This window comes from Sphingomonas sp. (assembly GCF_026460985.1).
In the GTDB taxonomy this organism is placed as follows: domain Bacteria; phylum Pseudomonadota; class Alphaproteobacteria; order Sphingomonadales; family Sphingomonadaceae; genus Sphingomonas.
The window spans coordinates 43,383-59,721 of the sequence record NZ_JAPKNM010000096.1 but is presented as its reverse complement, the minus strand read 5'-3'; the positions used below and the strand labels follow the sequence as shown (position 1 = coordinate 59,721).

Sequence of the window (16,339 nt, the reverse complement as noted above, 5' to 3'; positions counted from 1 at the left end):
CCCTCTCCCTCCGGGAGAGGATTTAGTTCGCGATGAAGCAGTTCTCGCCTGCGACCTTCAGCCGCCCGCAAAGCTCGCGCGCCTGCGGATTGCTGCCCGCGTTGACCCGCAGCCGCCAGACCGCGTTGCCGTTTGCCTCGCCGCGCTCGACCGATTTGCCGAGCGGCGCGAGATAGGCGAACCGCTTCGACAGCCGCGCCCAGGCGACATTGGCGCCCGCTTCGTTCGGGAAGGCTCCGAGCTGGATCAGCGAACCCGAGCCCGGTCGCGCCGCCGCGGGCCGCGTTCCCGCTGCCGACGCGTTCGGCCCCACGATCGTGGGCCCGGGAATCGCGAGCTTGACGTTCTTGGTCCCCGGCACGTTGCTGCCCGGAACCGCCGCGCGCGTGCCTTCCACCGGGGCCTCGGGCAGCGCGCCGACATTGATGCTCGAATTGCTCGCCGCACCCTGGCTGGTCGCGAAGACGGTGTCGCCCTCGCCTTCCGCCTTCATCCCGCCGGGCTCGTCGGGCTTGACCTTGTAATCGCCCGCCGGGGCCTTGATCAGCTCGCCATTGCCGCCGCTCACCGTCTGCGAGCGCTGGTACCAGAGATAGCCGACCGCCACGAAACCCACGACCGCGAGCGCCAGCACCGCGAGGAGCATGAAGCGCGCGACCGAATGGTCCCGCGGATAGTCCTCCTCGGCCGTCTCCAGCCAGGGCAGGCGATCCTGCTCGTCATAGTCCTGGCCCGTGCGCAGGCTCATCAATGCATCTCCTGGACCGCCTCGACACCCATGAGGCCCAATCCGTTACGGATAATCTGTCCCACGCCGCGCGCCAAGAAAAGCCGCGCGCAGGTCAGCCCGGGCTGATCGGGCTGCAGGAAGCGGCGCTCGGGGCGGTCGTTGCCGACATTCCACAGTGCATGGAGAGCCGCCGACAAGTCATAGAGATAGAACGCAATTCTGTGCGGCTCCCGCGCCAGCGCCGCGCCCTCGACGACGCGCGGGAACTGCGCGGCGAGCTTCACCAGCGCCAGCTCATCCGTATCAAGCAGGGACAGATCGGCGCTCGGGCACTCGATTCCCGCCTCGGCCGCGCGGCGGTGGAGCGAGGCGATCCGGGCATGGGCATAGTTCACATAGAAGACCGGATTGTCCTTCGATGCCTCGACCACCTTGGCGAAGTCGAAGTCCATCTGCGCATCGGCCTTGCGGGTCAGCATGGTGAAGCGGACCACGTCCTTGCCGACTTCATTCACAACGTCAGCAAGCGTCACGAAGTTGCCGGAACGCTTGGACATCTTCACCGGCTCGCCCGCGCGCAGCAGCCGCACCATCTGCACCAGTTTGACGTCGAACCGCGTCTTGCCCCCGGTCAGCGCCTGCACCGCCGCGACGATCCGCTTGACCGTGCCGGCATGGTCGGCGCCCCAGATGTCGATGAGCTGGTCGGCCGCCTGCGCCTTCTGGAAATGATAAGCGAGGTCGGCGCCGAAATAGGTCCAGCTGCCGTTCGACTTCTTGATCGGCCGGTCCTGATCGTCGCCGAACTGCGTCGAGCGGAACAAGGGCAGCTCGACCGGCTCCCAATCCTCGGGGGTCTCGCCCTTGGGCGCCTCGAGCACGCCGTCATAAACGAGGTCGCGCTCGCGCAGCCACGCCTCGGCGGCCTCGGGCTTGCCCGCCGCCTGCAGTTCGGCCTCGGACGAGAACAGGTCATGATGGATGCCGAGCAGGGCGAGATCGGCCTTGATCATCACCAGCATCGAGGCGACCGCTTCCTTGCGGAACAGCGCGAGCCATTCCGCCTCGGGCTTGCCGACGAACGCGTCCTTGTGCTCGGCGGCGAGCTTCTCGCCCACCGGCTTCAGATATTCGCCCGGATAGAGGCCCTCGGGAATCTCGATCGTCTCGCCCAGCGCCTCGCGGTAGCGCAGGTGCGCCGAGCGCGCGAGCACATCGACCTGCCCGCCCGCATCGTTGACATAATATTCGCGGACCACCTTGTGCCCGACATATTCGAGCAGGCTCGCCAGCGCGTCGCCCACCACCGCGCCGCGGCAATGCCCCATATGCATCGGGCCCGTGGGGTTGGCCGAGACGTACTCGACATTGACCGTCGTCCCCGCGCCGATCGTCGAGCGGCCGTAATCGCCTTCGCTCTTCAGGATCTCGTCGAGCTCGCCGCGCCAGGTGTCGTCGGTGAGCGTCAGGTTGATGAAGCCCGGCCCCGCGACCGACACCGCGGCGACCGCGTCGAGCTTCTCCAGCTCCGCCGCGATCTTCTCGGCCAGCGCACGCGGATTGGTCCCCGCCGGCTTGGCGAGCACCATCGCCGCATTGGTCGCGAGATCGCCATGGCTCGTATCGCGCGGCGGTTCGACCGTCACCGCGCGTCGCTCCAGCCCGGCAGGCAGGTCGCCGGCGGCGACAAGCGCGTCGAGGGCAGCATCAAGGTGCGCGGCAAAACGGACGTAGAGAGTCATCGCGGTTCCAACAGTGAACGGAAGCCGGCGCCTTAGCGGATGGGCCGCGCGGGGACAATCGGCGCGCGGGCGGGGGATTGGGGTCGTGGGTCGCGGGCGGCGGCTATTGGTGAAAAGCGGCGCTTCGATGCATCGGCTCGGGCGACCGCTACGTATTCAAGCCGCCGCGCCGGAGCGGCTAGCCCACATGCTGAAACCGCGTTTTGCCGGCATGCAGGAAAAAGGTCTTCGAGAACACGCCTGCCGGTATCGGATTGGGAAGCCGAACGTCATCGAGACCAGGCAAAGGACGGCGCTCGGAGTCGAAATCGCGGTCGATCTGCGAAATGAAGCCAAGGATGATCCCAGTCTCTCGAGCAAAGCTGTGCAACGTCCGCATCTGCTCCGAAAGCGACGGCTTGCTTCTCCGCTGATCCAGGATTTGCAGATAGTCGACGACGGCCACGGTGCCTCGGGGTGCGCCGGAGAGATATCGCACCATGAAATCGGCGCTTATGTCGCCCGACGTCACGATCTCGGGCGCGTATTTGACTGGCCGATTGCCGAGCGATTGGATGCGCTGCGTCACCTCCTGATCGGTATACTCCAGCGTGAAGAAGACCGCTCGTCTTCCGTCACGGGCAGCATCAAGCAAAAGCTGCAAGCCCATCAGGGTTTTGCCTTGCCCCGGACGAGCACCGATCAGAAGCGTATCGCCTTCGGCAAGCCTCGGCAGCAATGCGGATGCCGGCGAGCTCGCCGCCATACGGGCCGACAACGCGCTCCACGCGCCAAAGCCTTCCTCGCGTGCGATCCGATCCTGCGCTTCATGCAGGGGAATTTTTTCGCTGCGCGCCAACAATCTGGCCCGACGCTTTAGTTGATGGATCGGTGCGGATAGGCGCATCGTAACCTCCATTCCGAGCCGGAAACGCAACCCCTCCTTATGCGAACGCTCGAACAGATGGTCCGATGAACCTAGTCACCCCGTATGTGCGATACTTCCCCAATGGAGGGGGGAGGCGCGGGCCAAGCCTGTTCCGGAAGCTATAGCGGAGCCGCGGTCCGAGCAAGCCTCCAGGCGGCCCTCTCCTAGGATCGCGTGAGCGTCCAACCTTGGGGCGGAAGCCGACATCGCGGATTCTCTGGAAAAGTAGGATTTGTTCTGCTTTCGTTCGAACCGTGCCCAAAGGACGAATCCCCCGCCGATCGCATCAGATCGCAAGCCGACCCCGGCACAGGCGCGCCGGTGTCGCCCCCTTGGCGCTTAGGTGCCGCGTCGCTGCGGCGTGGATGCCGCGCAGGTGTCGCGTCGGCGCCGCGCACGTGGAGCGTCCGTGTGGCGTCGATGGTGCGCCTTCGACGCGCAAGTGTCGCGTCTCCGCCGCGTCGACGGCGCTTGCCGGGCGCGAACTCGCCGCTTCCGCGCAAAAACACGTTTTGGGGTCAAGCGGAGTCAATCAGGCAGCGCGCCTCGCCGACACGACTCAGGCGCGCACCAGATCCTTCAGCACGCCCGCACTCTTCATGTCGGGGAAGAGCTTCGCCGCCGACCGCGTCGGCACCAGGTCGAAATGCGAGGCGACCGCGCTGTTGATCAGCGTGTCGAGCCCCATGGTCGGCTTCAGGTCCCGTCCCTCGTACAGCGCCGCATCGCCCAGTCCCGGCCAGTCGGCGACCACGCGCCCGCCATTGACCGCGCCGCCCATCAGCATCGCCAGCGAGCCAGTACCGTGATCGGTCCCCTGCGTGCCGTTGACCTTCACCGTGCGGCCGAATTCGGTGGCCACCACCACCATCGTGTCCGCCCAGAGCGGACCCAGCCCCTGCCGGATCGCGCCGATCATCGCGTCGAGTCCCTTGAGCTGCCCGGTCAGCCGGCCGCGCTGCTGGGCATGGGTGTCCCAGCCGCCGGTCTCGATCATCGCGATCCGCGCGCCGCCCTCGGCCGTGAGCAGCTTGGCCGCGAGCGCGCCGGTAGCGGCAGCGTTGCGGCCATTGTCGGCGGCGAGATCGCTGGTCAGCATCCGCGTCGCCGTCGCCTGCTCCCAGATCGCGTGGAGCTGGGGATCGTCGCGGTACATCGCCGAGACGCGCGCGATCAGATCGTCCGACGCGTCGGGCAGCGCCGACGGCGCATAGCTCGCCACCTCGACCGCGCCGCGCAGCGCCATCGGGATCGTAGCGGCGAGCGCGATCGCCTTGTCGTCGGCGGGAAGCAGCGAGAGCAGCCGGTTGAGCCAGCCGTCCTTGAGCGCATAGGCCGCGCTGCCGCCGGTCTCGAGCACGTTCTGCCCGTCGAAATGCGAGCGCTCGCGATAGGGCGAGGCGACGGCATGGACGAACAGGGCCTGCTTGGCCTGCCAGAGCCCGAGCGTGTTGGTCATCGCCGGGTGCAGCGCGAACATGGAATCGAGCTTGGGCGCAGTCGCGAAGTCCTGCGCCAGCGCCCCGCGCTGCCCCGCAAAGGCGGGGTCGCCGATCGGCGCGAGCGTCCCCAGCCCGTCGGCGGCGCCGCGCTGGATGATGAACACGAAACGGCGCTCGGTGGCCGCCCTCGCAAGCGCCATCCGCGCCCCGAAGGCGGAGGTCAGGACCGCGGAGGCGCCGAGCGCGACGAAGTTGCGACGCGTGATCATCTGCTATCTCCGCATGAATTCGGGGGCAACGAGCATCAGCGCGACGCCCTGCCCCGGGCTCTCGGCCCGCGCGATCGACTGCGTCGTGCTCTCGCTCAGCGCATCGGGAAACAGCTCGGCGGCGCGCTGGCGGGCGTCGACGGTGTCGCGGGTGCGCTGCGCCAGCCGCTCGGCCGCCTCGACCCGGCGCATCACCGCGTCAGGTCCTGCCCAACTCGCCGCGACATCGTCCCATCCGGCGGGCGAACCCGGTTTCCACACCGGCTGGCCGAGCTGGGTCATCAGCCCGTTCATCGCCATCGGCGGCAGCTGCTGCGCGCCCAGGCCCCGCAGTGCGGAGATCGTCCACTCCCAGGGGGACTTGAACTTGACCGGCTGCGCCACCCAGCATTCGGGCGCCTCGACCAGGGCGCGATAGACCGTCGGCAGGTCGCCGCCCGACTTCAGGAACGCCATCTCGAGCCTGCCCACCAAGGCCGACGGCGGCTCGTCGCCCGCGAAATGCCGCGCGAGCTTGGTGGCGATGTGCTTCGCGGTGGCGGGATGCGCCGCGAGCATGTCGAGCACCGACGCGGCCTGCGCTTCGCCCTGCTGCGCCCAGTTCCTGCCGAGGATCGTCCGCGTACCGGGCTCGTGCAGCCGCGGCGCGAACACGAAGCTCCCCACCTGCCCCTCGTCGCCGGCATAAGCAGGCCCGCGTCCGCGCCCCAGCCCGGCGACGGTCCACCCGGTCATCGCCCGCGCGAATTCGGTGACGTCGGCCTGGCTGTAGCCGGTGCGCACGCCCAGCGTGTGCAGCTCGAAGATTTCGCGCGCGAGATTCTCGTTGAGCCCCGCTTTCTGCCCGCGGCGCCCGCCTGCCTGGCCGAAGGGGCTGTTCGGCCCCACCGACTGCGCCTGGTCGAGATAGATCAGCATCGCTGGATGGCGCTCGACCGCGTGGAGCATGTCGCCGAACTTGCCGAGCACGTGCGGCCGCACCGCCTCGAACTCGAGGCTGCCGGCGAGTCCGACCATCGTCAATTTGTCCGCCGACACCGCGAAATGGTTGGCCCAGAAATGCACCAGCCGCTCGACGAACGGCGCCGGGGAGTTGAGCGCGACGAGCGCCCGCGCCGAGACCGCGCCGGCATAATGGTCGCGTCCCTGCAGCCGCGCGAAGCGGCGCGCCTGCGCGACGGGATCGTCGGCCTTGTCCTGGGCTTCGGACTGCATCGCCGAGCCGCGCATCGCGGGCTCGGTCTCCATCTCGGGTTGCGGGGCGGCGTTCCTGCGCTTCTCGCGCTGGAGCATGCGGACCTCGCGCAGATATTCGGTGAGCTCGCCGGCGATCCGGCTGCTCGGCGCCAGCGCGGCGATCGCCGCCGGCCTGGCCTCATAGCGATCGAGCTGCCCAAGCACCCAGCGCGCCGGATCCGCGCCCGGCGTGTCCCCCGGGCGCCCACCCAGGCCGAACCGATTGAGCGCGATGCTTGCCCTGGCCATGCGATCACCCCTGACTGCCTGTCCGACAAATACACCCGGCTTGTCGCAGAAGTTTGTCGCTCGCACGGTTCGCCGCGATTCTTGCACGGACTGCAACCGCCCTGGACGTGCTTTGCGATTGCCGACCTTGTTGCGATGCAGCATTTTGGTTTCGAGAACAGAACAAGACGTAACAGGGATGCCGGTCTGGCTCTTTCGAGTAATCTGAAGGAGAAAGATCGTGACCAAGCTTCTTATCGCTACCGCCGCCGCTGCAATCGCCTTTGCCGCTCCCGCCACCGCCAAGGAGCGCGTCTTCACGCACGAAGGCGTCACCTATGCCTATACCTCCAAGACCCAGGGCGATGCGGTCGTCCTCGAGGGCACGGCTTCGAAGGGCGGCAAGTTCCGCTTCGTCGTCAAGGGCGACTGGGTCAACGGCTATGCCGGCGGCACCCGCGTCTCGTTCCGCGCCCCGAAGCGCGAAGCGGCGATCCTGCTCGCGCAGCGCTGAACCGAACTGCATTCTGGAAGGGCCTTCGCGAAAGCGGAGGCCCTTTCCTCTCAGAAGCCGTCGGGCAACTCGATCCTGCCGACGACCTCGCGATAGCGCGCAATCGCATAGCGATCGGTCATCCCCGCGATGAAGTCGGCGATGTGCCGGCTCCGCCACGGTTCCTCGGCCGGCAAGGCCTCCCGCCACTCCGCCGGCATCAACGCCGGATCCGCGGCATAGGCCGCGAACAGCCCCGCCACCACGCCATGCGCCGCCTCCGCCGCGGCGAGCTGGTTCGGATGGTGGTAGAGATTGGCGTACATGAAGCGCTTGAGCCCGCGCTCCGCCTCGCGCATCTCCTCCGAGAAGGTGACGAGGCAGCGGCCCGCCGCCCGCACCTCCTCCGCAGTCTCGATCCCGGTCTCGCCCAACTGCCTGCGCGTCGTGGCGATCAGGTCGTTGACCATCTCGCCGATCTGCGCACGGATCAGCTCGCCCACCAGCCGCCGCGCCGGCACGCCGGGGAACTTCGCCTCGACCCCGTGCCACCCCTCGGCGATCATCGGCACCTGCATCAGTTGGTCGAGGCTCAGCAGCCCGGCGCGCAGGCCGTCGTCGATGTCGTGATTGTCATAGGCAATGTCGTCGGCAAGCGCGGCGACCTGCGCCTCGAGCGAGGGCCAGCGCTCCAACTCGAGCGGGAATTGCGCATCCGCGGCGGCGAGCGCCCATTCGGGCCCGGCGATCGGACCGTTATGCTTGGCGAGTCCCTCCAGCGTCTCCCAGGTCAGGTTGAGCCCGTACCACGCCGGATAGGGCCGCTCGAGCTCGGTCAGCGTGCGCAGGGTGTGGCCGTTGTGATCGAACCCGCCCTTCCCGCCCAGCGCCGCCTCCAGCGCGTCCTCGCCGGCATGGCCGAAGGGCGGATGGCCGATATCGTGCGCCAGGCAGAGCGCCTCGGTCAGGTCCTCGTTGAGCCCGAGCGTGCGCGCGATCGTCCGGCCGATCTGCGCGACTTCGAGGCTATGGGTGAGCCGCACGCGGAAATGGTCGCCGTCGGGCGCCATGAAGACCTGGGTCTTGTGCCGCAGCCGCCGGAAGCTGATCGAATGGATGATCCGGTCGCGATCACGCTGGAAGGCGTCGCGCGGCCCGCGGACAGTCCCGCTTTGTTCTTCGTGGAGGCGGCCGCGGCTCTGTTCCGGTGTGCAGGCCCAGGCGGAAATCGCTCTCACGCGGAGCCCACTAGCGAGTCAGGCGGCGCTTGTCGAAGGCTTCCACGCCACGCAAGATCGGCGACCGTTTCCCAAGACAAGGAAGATCCCCATGCCCCGTCGCCTCGCTGCCTGGCTCCTGCTCGCATCGTCGCAGGTCGCCAGCCCGGCATGGGCGGACGAGCGCGCCTTCGAGCAGGCGCTGGCCGGCTTTCGCGAACTCCATCGTGCCGAGATCCGGCGAGCGGGCATTGTCGGGAGCAGCTTCTACGTCGTGCGCGACGGCCGCACCCTTGTGGCGGACCATATCGGGCAGCAGGATGCGGGTACGAACGTGCCCGTGGACGCGCGGACGATCTACCATTGGGCGTCGATCACCAAGACGATGACGGGGATCGCCATCATGCAGCTGCGCGATCGCGGCTTGCTGAAGCTCGACGATCCGATCCTCCGCTACGTGCCCGAGCTGGCCGCGGTGCATAATCCCTTCGGCGACACGAGCGCGATCACGCTGCGCCAGCTGATGAGCCACAGCGCCGGCTTCGGCGGAGCGACCTGGCGCTGGCGGGACCGCGACTGGCAGCCGTTCGAGCCCAAGAGCTGGTCGCAGCTGGCGGCGATGCTCCCCTATACCGAGGTCCAGTTCCGGCCCGGAACCCGGTTCAGCTACTCCAATCCCGGCATCGTCTATCTCGGCCAGGTGATCGAGCGGCTCTCCGGTGAGGATTTCGAAGTCTATGTCGACAAGAACATCCTGAAGCCGCTCGGCATGCACGCAAGCTATTTCGACCGCACGCCGCCGCATCTGCTCCCGCATCGTTCGCACAGTTATTACATTCGCGATGGCAAGCGGACCGCGGCTCCGTTCGACGTCGACACCGGGGTGACGGTGTCGAACGGCGGGCTCAACGCGCCGCTGCCGGACATGGCGAAATATGCGGCCTTCTTGCTCGGCGATCCGCAGCGCCGGGCCGAATATGACCTTGTCCTCAAGCGATCGTCGCTCGAAGAGATGTGGCAGCCGCAGATCGCCGCGGGCGAGGACTTCACCCAGGGCCGGATGGCGGCGACGACCCGGAGCGGACTATCCTTCTTCATCGACCAGAATGAGGGAATCCGCATCATCGGCCATAACGGCGATCAGAACGGCTTTCGCGCCTATCTGAGCCTCTGCCCCGATCAGCGCATGGGCAGCCTGCTCGCCTTCAACACAGAGACCCGCGGAGTGGAGAACAATCGCTCGAACCGCACCACCGCCGAGTCACGCATCGCACTCGCGACCGATGGCCTGTGCAAGGCGCTGGGCACGCCGGGAAGCTGACGGGTCGGGCGATCAGTCGGCGGCCAGTTTCGTCACCTTCTGGCCGGCCTCGCTGGTGAACACGAATCCCGACACGTCCGACTTGCGGAGGGCGTTGACGAAGGCCTGCGCCTCGGCCGCGGTCTTGAACGGCCCCGCCAGCACGCGATTGGTGGCGCGGAGCGGCGTCCACCAGCCCGATTTGCCGCGGAACGCCGCGGGCGCCTTGGCGACGACCGCCTTCCACGCCTTGGGCAGGCTCGCCACGTTCGCGCCGCCTGCGACCTGCACCCAGACGCGCGCCGGCTCGGCCCTGGCGGGATCCTTGGCCTTGGGGTCGGGCTTCTTCGCCTTGGGATCGGGCTTGGCAGTCTCGGGCTTTGCCTTCGCCACCGGCTTGGGAGGCGGCGGCTTGGCAGCCTCGGGCTTCGGCACCGGGCGCGCAGTCTCGGGCGCGGCGGCTGCGATGCGCACCGGCTCGGGCACCGGATCGATCGGCACCGCGGTCACGACCTGAAGCTCCTCGGCGGGGATAGTGATCCCCCTGACGATGGCCGCGAGCACCGAATCCTCCTGGCCGACGCGCGCTGGGCCCGGCGGTGCCGGCTCGGATCGTGCCGCCGCTACCGGCGCCTCCGGGCCACCCGCCGCCGGACGCGCGCTGGCGGGCAGCGCCTCGACGGGAGGACGTTCCGGCGTGGCGGCGAGACCGGTCGGCGCCGGGGCCGGCGCAGGGGTCGAAGCCGCAGGTTGCGGCGCGCTGTTCGGAACGGAATCGTTCGCGGAGACGGTCGCCCGCTCGGTTTGGCCAACGGCCGGCGTCTCGGGCTGCGCCGGCTGGACGGCGGCGACGTCTCGCACCGGCGCGTCGATCTCCTCGGCGCGCGGCACGGGCAGCGGCTGGACTATCGGCGCCTCCTGCCGCGGCACCACCGGCGGCCCGGGCAACGGCGCGGCCGTGGCGGTCTGCACCGGCGCGGTGACTCGAGCAGCAGGAAGAAGGCCGCGCTCCTGGCCACGGCGTGGCTGCCGGCTCGCTTCCCTCGATGCGTTCCCGACGATCGGCGCGCGGGCTGGCTGTGGCTGCGGTTGCGCCTGCGCCAGCTGCACCGGGCGGCCCGGCGGCACATAGCGCGGGAGCGGCGGCGCCAGGCGCGCATCGGCCAGCCGCGCGGCAGTGGGCGAGATCTGGCCGAAATGCACCGCGAAGGCGCGGTCGGCGGGGCCGAGATTGGCGAGGCGCCGGAAGAAGGGCGCGAGCGACGATCCCATGTTGCCCGGCATCATGCTCCCCGCGATCCGCTCTGCGCCGGCGACGTCTCCATTCATCGCAAGGACGAAGGCGCGCGCGCGCCACGCCGCACGATCGGTCTTGCGGAGCAGGGGATCGAGCAGGCGCATCGCCTCCTCGACATTGCCGGTGATGCCGAGCGACAGCGCATAGCGGCGCACCGTCTCGTCCTCGTACCCGGCCTGCAGCGCGAGCTTATAGTCCGCCTGGGCGAGCAGCGGCTGGCCGAGCAGGTCGTAGGCAAGGCCGCGATCGGCGGCATATTCGCGCACCAGCAGTCCGCGCGCCTCCGCTGTCTGGAACAGCCGCAGCGCCTCGCCCGGCCGCTCCATCCGGACCAGCGCCGCGCCGCGCCCGGCGAAGATGCGCGGGTTGGTCGGATCGATCGCCTCGGCGCGCGCGAAGAAGGCGAGCGACGCGGCGGTATCGCCGAGCCGGGCGCTCAGCGCCCCCGCCTCGAGCAGCGCCCGCACGTTGCGCGGGTCTGCCGCGAGCACGCGCATCTCCTGCGCGAGGCGGTCGGCATCGGGATTGATCTGCTGGATCATCCCGGTCTGGGCGCGCACCGGCAAGGCGCCCATGGCGAGCAGGAGCGCCAGGGCAATTGGATGCAGGAACCGAATTTGCTTCATCGAGCGATCAGCCAGACACGGCATTGGCTGAACCGCCAATGACGCGTCGCCGGCGGCTCGCCGAAGCGAGATCCGCCGGCGACGAACGCCTTACTGGTTGTTCTGGCTGCGCAGGAACCGCGGAATGTCGAGCGGATCCTTGTCGTCCTCGTCCGCGGCCTTGGAGGCACCGCGCGAGGCCATGCGCTCGAACAGCGTGCCGCCGGCGCGCCGCCCGGCCGGCTTGGCCTCGGGCGCGGGCTCCTCGTCGCTGGCGCCGGTCAGCCAACGGCGACGGCTGGTCAGCTCGGGTGCGGGTGCGGGCTCTTCCTCCGCCACCGGCTCCTCGAGCGGCTCGCCGAGCAGCAGCTCGTCGGAATCGTCGGCATCGTCATAGCTCACCGGCTCGGGCTGGGCCTCGGGCTCGAACCCCTCGGGCGCCTCGAGGACGAGCTCGTCGGCCTCCGGCTCCTGCGGCGGCTCCGCCGCATAAGCGGGTTCGGAGAAGCCCGGCTCCGGCGCCGGCTCGGCCGCGACGGGCTCGGCGGCAGCTGCCGCGGCGCTACGGCGTGGGGTCGAGAAGGAGAAGACGCGCGGCTGCTCGGCCGCCGGGGCGACGCGCGCCTGCGCATCGGCGTCGATGCCGGTCGCGACGACCGACACGCGGATCTTGCCCTCGAGGTCCGGATTGAACGCCGAGCCCCAGATGATGTTCGCGTCGGGATCGACCAGCTCGCGGATATGGTTCGCCGCCTCGTCGACCTCCAGCAGGCGCATGTCCTCGCCGCCGGTGATCGAGACGATCACGCCCTTGGCGCCGTTCATCGAGACGCCGTCGAGCAGCGGGTTGGCGATCGCCTTCTGCGCCGCGATCAGCGCGCGGTCGTCGCCGTCCGCCTCGCCGGTGCCCATCATCGCCTTGCCCATCTCCTGCATCACCGAACGGACGTCGGCGAAGTCGAGGTTGATGAGGCCCGGCATCACCATCAGGTCGGTGATCCCGCGCACGCCCTGCTGGAGCACCTCGTCGGCCATCTCGAACGCCTGCTTGAACGTCGTGTTGGCGTTGGCGATCAGGAACAGATTCTGGTTGGGGATGACGATGAGCGTGTCGACATACTTCTGAAGCTCTTCGATGCCCGCTTCCGCCGATTGCGCGCGGCGGCGGCCTTCAAAGGCGAAGGGCTTGGTGACGACGCCGACGGTCAGGATGCCCATGTCGCGCGCGGCCTTGGCAATCACCGGCGCGGCGCCGGTGCCGGTGCCCCCGCCCATGCCGGCGGCGATGAAGCACATATGCGCGCCCTCGAGCGCCTTTTGGACCTGGTCGATCGTCTCCTCGGCGGCGGCGCGGCCGATCTCGGGCCGCGAGCCTGCGCCCAGCCCTTGCGTGATCTTCGCGCCCAGCTGGATGCGATGCCCGGCCGACGACTGCTTGAGCGCCTGCGCGTCGGTGTTGGCGACGAGGAACTCGACCCCCAGCACATCGGCGCGGATCATGTTCGCGATCGCATTGCCGCCGGCACCGCCGACGCCGATCACCGTGATCTTTGGCGTCAGCTCGTCGACGTCAGCCGGAAGAAATTCGATGCTCATTCCATAATCTCCCCTGGCGCCGACATCGCGCTGGAGCGGCACCCATTGACCCTGTGATGCACCAAGGGCCCGAACGACTCTAGTGGAAACAGACCTGCCGGTCGTATTTCTTTAATAATTGGACCGAAACGCAGCCATGAGGCGCTGAAGAACCGCGCCCGGGCTGGCCTTGGTGACCATCTGATGACCGGCGGGCTCGAGCGCGCGCAGGTCGATCGGATCGGCAGCGGCGAAGCGGGCAAGCCCCGCGAGCGTGGCGAAGGCGGGTCCGGCATGCGCTTCCGGAAGCGCGATCAGCCCCTTGGGCCGGCCGACGCGGACCGCGTTGCCGAGCGCCTGCTGGGCATAGTCCGCGATGCCCTTCAATTCGGCGCCGCCGCCGGTGAGCACGATCTGACGCCCGATCGGATCCTGGAAGCCGAGCTTCCGCAGCTCCTTCTGGATCTCGGCCATCAGCCGCTCCAATCGCTGGCGGATCGTCGCGTTGAGCTGCGCCTTCGTGATGCGCGGCCCCTCTGCGCCGTCGTCGGGGATCGCCGGCTGGACGTCGATCATCTCGTGATTGTCGCGTGGGCTGAGGTTCGCCGAGCCGTGGAAGCACTTCGTCCGCTCGGCCCAGTTGCGCGCGGTGCCGAAGGCCGAGGCGATGTCGTCGGTGATGTCGGCCGAGCCCATCGGGATCGAGGCGAGCCCGGCGAGCACGCCGCCCGCGAACACCGAGACGTTGGTCACCCCCGCACCGATCTCGACCAAAGCGACACCCAGCTCGCGCTCCTCGTCGGTGAGGCAGGCAAGCCCGGTGGCCACGGGTGCGGCAATGATCGAGCGGACCTCGAGATGCGCCGAGCGGACGCACAGATCGAGGTTGCGCACCGGCGAGCCTTCGGTCGAGACGACATGGATGTCGATGCCGAGCCGGTCGGCGTGGAGACCCAGGGGACGTTTGACGCCGGCGAGACCGTCGATCGTGTAGCAGGTCGGCTGGGCGTGGAGCACCATCTTGCCCTGCGGATCGATCGCGTCGCGCCCCGCCTTGAGCAGTTCGTCGATATCCGCCTGCTCGACGCGGTGGCCGCCCAGATCGGCCTCGAGCTTGACCACGTCGGAGAGCAGCCCGCCCGCCGAGAAGCTGACCCAGACGTCCTCGATATTGGTGCCGGCGATGCGCTCGGCCTGCTCCACCGCCTCGCGGATCGCGAGCTCGGTGGCGTGCATGTCGGCGACATAGCCGCGCTTGACGCCGCGGCTCTCGCGCTGGCCGGTGCCGAGCACGACGAGATGGCCGTCGTCCATCCGCTGCGCGATCAGCGCCGAGACCTTGGACGACCCGACGTCGAGCGCCGTGATCAACCCTTCGGCTACTGTCTTGGCCATCGTCTAGTCCCCTGTCCCAACGCTCGTCGTCGTCGCCGTCTGCCCCAACGGCCGCTGCATCACCATATTCCCGGGGACGCGCATGTCGAAGCGTATTGTTCCCTTACGTAGCAGACCCTGCGCCGCATCCAACTCTGCGAATTTGCGTAAGGACTTAGCCGCCTCTTCCTCCCCTTCGGGCAGCTGGAGCTTCTCGCCGCTGCTGAAGGTCAGGTCCCAGCGGCGATTGCCGATCCAGGTCGCCGCCTTGACCAGGGGCCTGAGCGCCGGCGCCCCGTCGAGCAGCCTGCGCCGCGCGGGCTCCTGCGCATTGGCGCCCTCGCCGACCAGCAATGGCAGGTCGGGCATCGCGTCGGTCGATACGGGCTCGAGCGGCACGCCGGTGGTGTCGACGAGCATCAATTGGCCGTGGCTCTGCCAGATCGCCGCGGGCTCGCGCTCGATGATGAAGATGCGCAGCGTGTTGGGCAGCCGGCGCGAAACGCGCGCATCCTTGACCCAGGGATATTTGAGCAGCCGCTCGCGGACCAGGGCGAGATCGACCAGCGGCATCGCGCGGGAATCCTGGTCGAGCGCCTGCGCATAGACCGTCATCTTGTCCATGCGCTTGATGCCGTCGATCTGGATCTCGTCGACCTTGAGCCCCGCCTCGCCCACGACATTGGCGATCGCGACACCCGCCATCGCCGGCACGCCGAACCAGGTCGCCACGCCCAGCGCGGCCGCGCCCACGGCGGTCACGATGCTCCACGTCGCGATCCGGGTCAGCGTCGCCTGGCTGAACGGCAGCGCGGCGACCGCCTGGTCGAGCAGGCCGGGCCGCTTGGGCCGGCGCGCATTCGCCTTGCGCTTGTTGGGCGCCGCACCCCGCCGCGTGGCGGTGCGCTGGGCGGGCCTGCGGCTCAAGCGAGCGCCTCGTCGACGATGCGCTGGACCAGCTCAGCATAGGAGATGCCGAGATGGCGCGCTTGCTCGGGCACGAGGCTGAGCGGCGTCATCCCCGGCTGGGTGTTGACCTCGAGCAGGAACAGCCCGTCGGCGCCCTGGCTGTCGTCCCAGCGGAAGTCCGAGCGCGAGCAACCCTTGCAGCCGAGCAGCCGATGCGCGTCGAGCGCGATGCGCTTGCACGCATCGGCGACTTCCTCGGGAATGTCGGCCGGGAAAACATGCTCGGTCAGCCCGTCGGTGTACTTGGCGTCATAGTCGTAGAAGCCGCTCTTGGGCTTCAATTCGGTCACGCCCAGGGCCTGGTCGCCGAGCACCGCGGTGGTCAGCTCGCGCCCGCGGATGAAGGGCTCGGCGAGCAGGTCGTCGAACTCCTGCCACGGCCCCTTGGCATCGCACGCGATCGGATCGCCGTAATTCCCCTCCGCGGTGACGATCGCCACGCCCACCGACGAGCCTTCGTTGACCGGCTTGAGCACATAGGGCCGCGGCAGCGGGTCGCGCTCGTACAGTTCCTCGCTGCGCACCATCCGCCCGCCGGGCATCGGAATGCCGTGCGGCACCAGCGCCTGCTTGGTGAGCTGCTTGTCGATCGCGATCACCGACGTGACGAGGCCCGAATGCGTGTATTTCAGCCCCATCAGGTCGAGCGTGCCCTGCACCGTCCCGTCCTCGCCGGGGGTGCCGTGGAGCGCGTTGAACACGAGATCGGGCTTGAGCTCGGCGAGCTTGATCGCGACGTCGCGCGTCATGTCGACGCGACTGACGCGGTGGCCCAGGCTCTCGAGAGCATCCGCGACGCCGTTCCCCGACATCAGCGAAACCTCGCGCTCGGCGGACCACCCGCCCATGAGGACGGCGATGTGCAACTTGCCGCTCATGCAATCCTCCCCCGCAAGGGGGAGGTGGCGCCGAAGGCGACGGAGGGGGCGGAAGCACAAACGATCGTTGGGAGTCC

13 protein-coding genes are annotated in these 16,339 nt (G+C 68.7%); 2 read left to right on the top strand and 11 right to left on the bottom strand.

The window, feature by feature from the left end; all coding sequences use genetic code 11:
- Positions 1 to 22 precede the first annotated feature (22 nt).
- The 5 genes from MT490_RS15970 to MT490_RS15950 all read right to left on the bottom strand — a co-directional run bounded on the left by MT490_RS15970 (position 23) and on the right by MT490_RS15950 (position 6,575).
- On the bottom strand, positions 23 to 748 hold the full coding sequence (locus MT490_RS15970) for an SPOR domain-containing protein (RefSeq protein ID WP_297389884.1): 726 nt from the start codon (positions 746 to 748) through the stop codon (positions 23 to 25).
- Positions 748 to 2,472: an arginine--tRNA ligase gene (argS, locus tag MT490_RS15965; RefSeq protein WP_297389881.1), complete on the bottom strand. Its 1,725-nt coding sequence runs from the start codon at positions 2,470 to 2,472 to the stop codon at positions 748 to 750. Before argS ends, MT490_RS15970 begins: the two co-directional genes overlap by 1 nt.
- A 178-nt stretch (positions 2,473 to 2,650) precedes the next feature.
- On the bottom strand, positions 2,651 to 3,358 hold the full coding sequence (locus tag MT490_RS15960; RefSeq protein WP_297389878.1) for a DNA helicase: 708 nt from the start codon (positions 3,356 to 3,358) through the stop codon (positions 2,651 to 2,653).
- 580 nt (positions 3,359 to 3,938) lie between these two features.
- Positions 3,939 to 5,090 carry a DUF1501 domain-containing protein gene (locus MT490_RS15955; protein WP_297389875.1) on the bottom strand — a complete coding sequence of 384 codons (1,152 nt, stop codon included), beginning with the start codon at positions 5,088 to 5,090 and terminating at the stop codon, positions 3,939 to 3,941.
- Positions 5,091 to 5,093: 3 nt separating this feature from the next.
- Positions 5,094 to 6,575 carry a DUF1800 domain-containing protein gene (locus MT490_RS15950; RefSeq protein WP_297389872.1) on the bottom strand — a complete coding sequence of 494 codons (1,482 nt, stop codon included), beginning with the start codon at positions 6,573 to 6,575 and terminating at the stop codon, positions 5,094 to 5,096.
- A 220-nt stretch (positions 6,576 to 6,795) separates the two neighbouring features.
- On the opposite strand from MT490_RS15950, the gene MT490_RS15945 reads away from it, so the two are divergent.
- Positions 6,796 to 7,068: a hypothetical protein gene (locus MT490_RS15945; protein WP_297389869.1), complete on the top strand. Its 273-nt coding sequence runs from the start codon at positions 6,796 to 6,798 to the stop codon at positions 7,066 to 7,068.
- A 50-nt stretch (positions 7,069 to 7,118) separates the two neighbouring features.
- On the opposite strand, the gene MT490_RS15940 is transcribed toward MT490_RS15945, so the two are convergent.
- Positions 7,119 to 8,285, bottom strand: coding sequence for a deoxyguanosinetriphosphate triphosphohydrolase (locus MT490_RS15940; protein ID WP_297389867.1), 1,167 nt, complete (start codon positions 8,283 to 8,285; stop codon positions 7,119 to 7,121).
- Between the two features lie 91 nt (positions 8,286 to 8,376).
- On the opposite strand from MT490_RS15940, the gene MT490_RS15935 reads away from it, so the two are divergent.
- On the top strand, positions 8,377 to 9,585 hold the full coding sequence (locus MT490_RS15935; protein WP_297389864.1) for a serine hydrolase domain-containing protein: 1,209 nt from the start codon (positions 8,377 to 8,379) through the stop codon (positions 9,583 to 9,585).
- 12 nt (positions 9,586 to 9,597) lie between these two features.
- Here MT490_RS15935 and MT490_RS15930 read toward each other — a convergent pair whose 3' ends face one another.
- The 5 genes from MT490_RS15930 to MT490_RS15910 form a co-directional block, all read right to left on the bottom strand.
- Complete coding sequence (locus tag MT490_RS15930) at positions 9,598 to 11,487, bottom strand: SPOR domain-containing protein (RefSeq protein WP_297389862.1); 1,890 nt, start codon at positions 11,485 to 11,487, stop codon at positions 9,598 to 9,600.
- 90 nt (positions 11,488 to 11,577) lie between these two features.
- Positions 11,578 to 13,062 (bottom strand): cell division protein FtsZ, encoded by a 1,485-nt coding sequence (ftsZ, locus tag MT490_RS15925; protein WP_297389860.1) that lies wholly within the window; start codon positions 13,060 to 13,062, stop codon positions 11,578 to 11,580.
- Between the two features lie 111 nt (positions 13,063 to 13,173).
- A complete protein-coding gene (ftsA, locus tag MT490_RS15920; RefSeq protein WP_297389857.1) occupies positions 13,174 to 14,436 on the bottom strand; it encodes a cell division protein FtsA in 1,263 nt (420 codons plus the stop codon).
- Positions 14,437 to 14,439: 3 nt separating this feature from the next.
- The gene (locus tag MT490_RS15915) at positions 14,440 to 15,342 is read right to left on the bottom strand and encodes a cell division protein FtsQ/DivIB (protein WP_297389854.1); all 903 of its coding nucleotides are present in this window, start codon (positions 15,340 to 15,342) and stop codon (positions 14,440 to 14,442) included.
- Positions 15,339 to 16,262, bottom strand: coding sequence for a D-alanine--D-alanine ligase (locus tag MT490_RS15910; protein ID WP_297389851.1), 924 nt, complete (start codon positions 16,260 to 16,262; stop codon positions 15,339 to 15,341). The genes MT490_RS15915 and MT490_RS15910 overlap by 4 nt, the downstream gene beginning before the upstream one ends.
- Positions 16,263 to 16,339: the final 77 nt, after the last annotated feature.

What these genes read in the sequence shown, in the direction of transcription:
- MT490_RS15970 (WP_297389884.1), bottom strand. Translation starts at nt 748, where the DNA reads ATGAGCCTGCGCACGGGCCAGGACTATGACGAGCAGGATCGCCTGCCC.
- argS (WP_297389881.1), bottom strand. Translation starts at nt 2,472, where the DNA reads ATGACTCTCTACGTCCGTTTTGCCGCGCACCTTGATGCTGCCCTCGAC.
- MT490_RS15960 (WP_297389878.1), bottom strand. Translation starts at nt 3,358, where the DNA reads ATGCGCCTATCCGCACCGATCCATCAACTAAAGCGTCGGGCCAGATTG.
- MT490_RS15955 (WP_297389875.1), bottom strand. Translation starts at nt 5,090, where the DNA reads ATGATCACGCGTCGCAACTTCGTCGCGCTCGGCGCCTCCGCGGTCCTG.
- MT490_RS15950 (WP_297389872.1), bottom strand. Translation starts at nt 6,575, where the DNA reads ATGGCCAGGGCAAGCATCGCGCTCAATCGGTTCGGCCTGGGTGGGCGC.
- MT490_RS15935 (WP_297389864.1), top strand. Translation starts at nt 8,377, where the DNA reads ATGCCCCGTCGCCTCGCTGCCTGGCTCCTGCTCGCATCGTCGCAGGTC.
- MT490_RS15930 (WP_297389862.1), bottom strand. Translation starts at nt 11,487, where the DNA reads ATGAAGCAAATTCGGTTCCTGCATCCAATTGCCCTGGCGCTCCTGCTC.
- ftsZ (WP_297389860.1), bottom strand. Translation starts at nt 13,062, where the DNA reads ATGAGCATCGAATTTCTTCCGGCTGACGTCGACGAGCTGACGCCAAAG.
- ftsA (WP_297389857.1), bottom strand. Translation starts at nt 14,436, where the DNA reads ATGGCCAAGACAGTAGCCGAAGGGTTGATCACGGCGCTCGACGTCGGG.
- MT490_RS15910 (WP_297389851.1), bottom strand. Translation starts at nt 16,262, where the DNA reads ATGAGCGGCAAGTTGCACATCGCCGTCCTCATGGGCGGGTGGTCCGCC.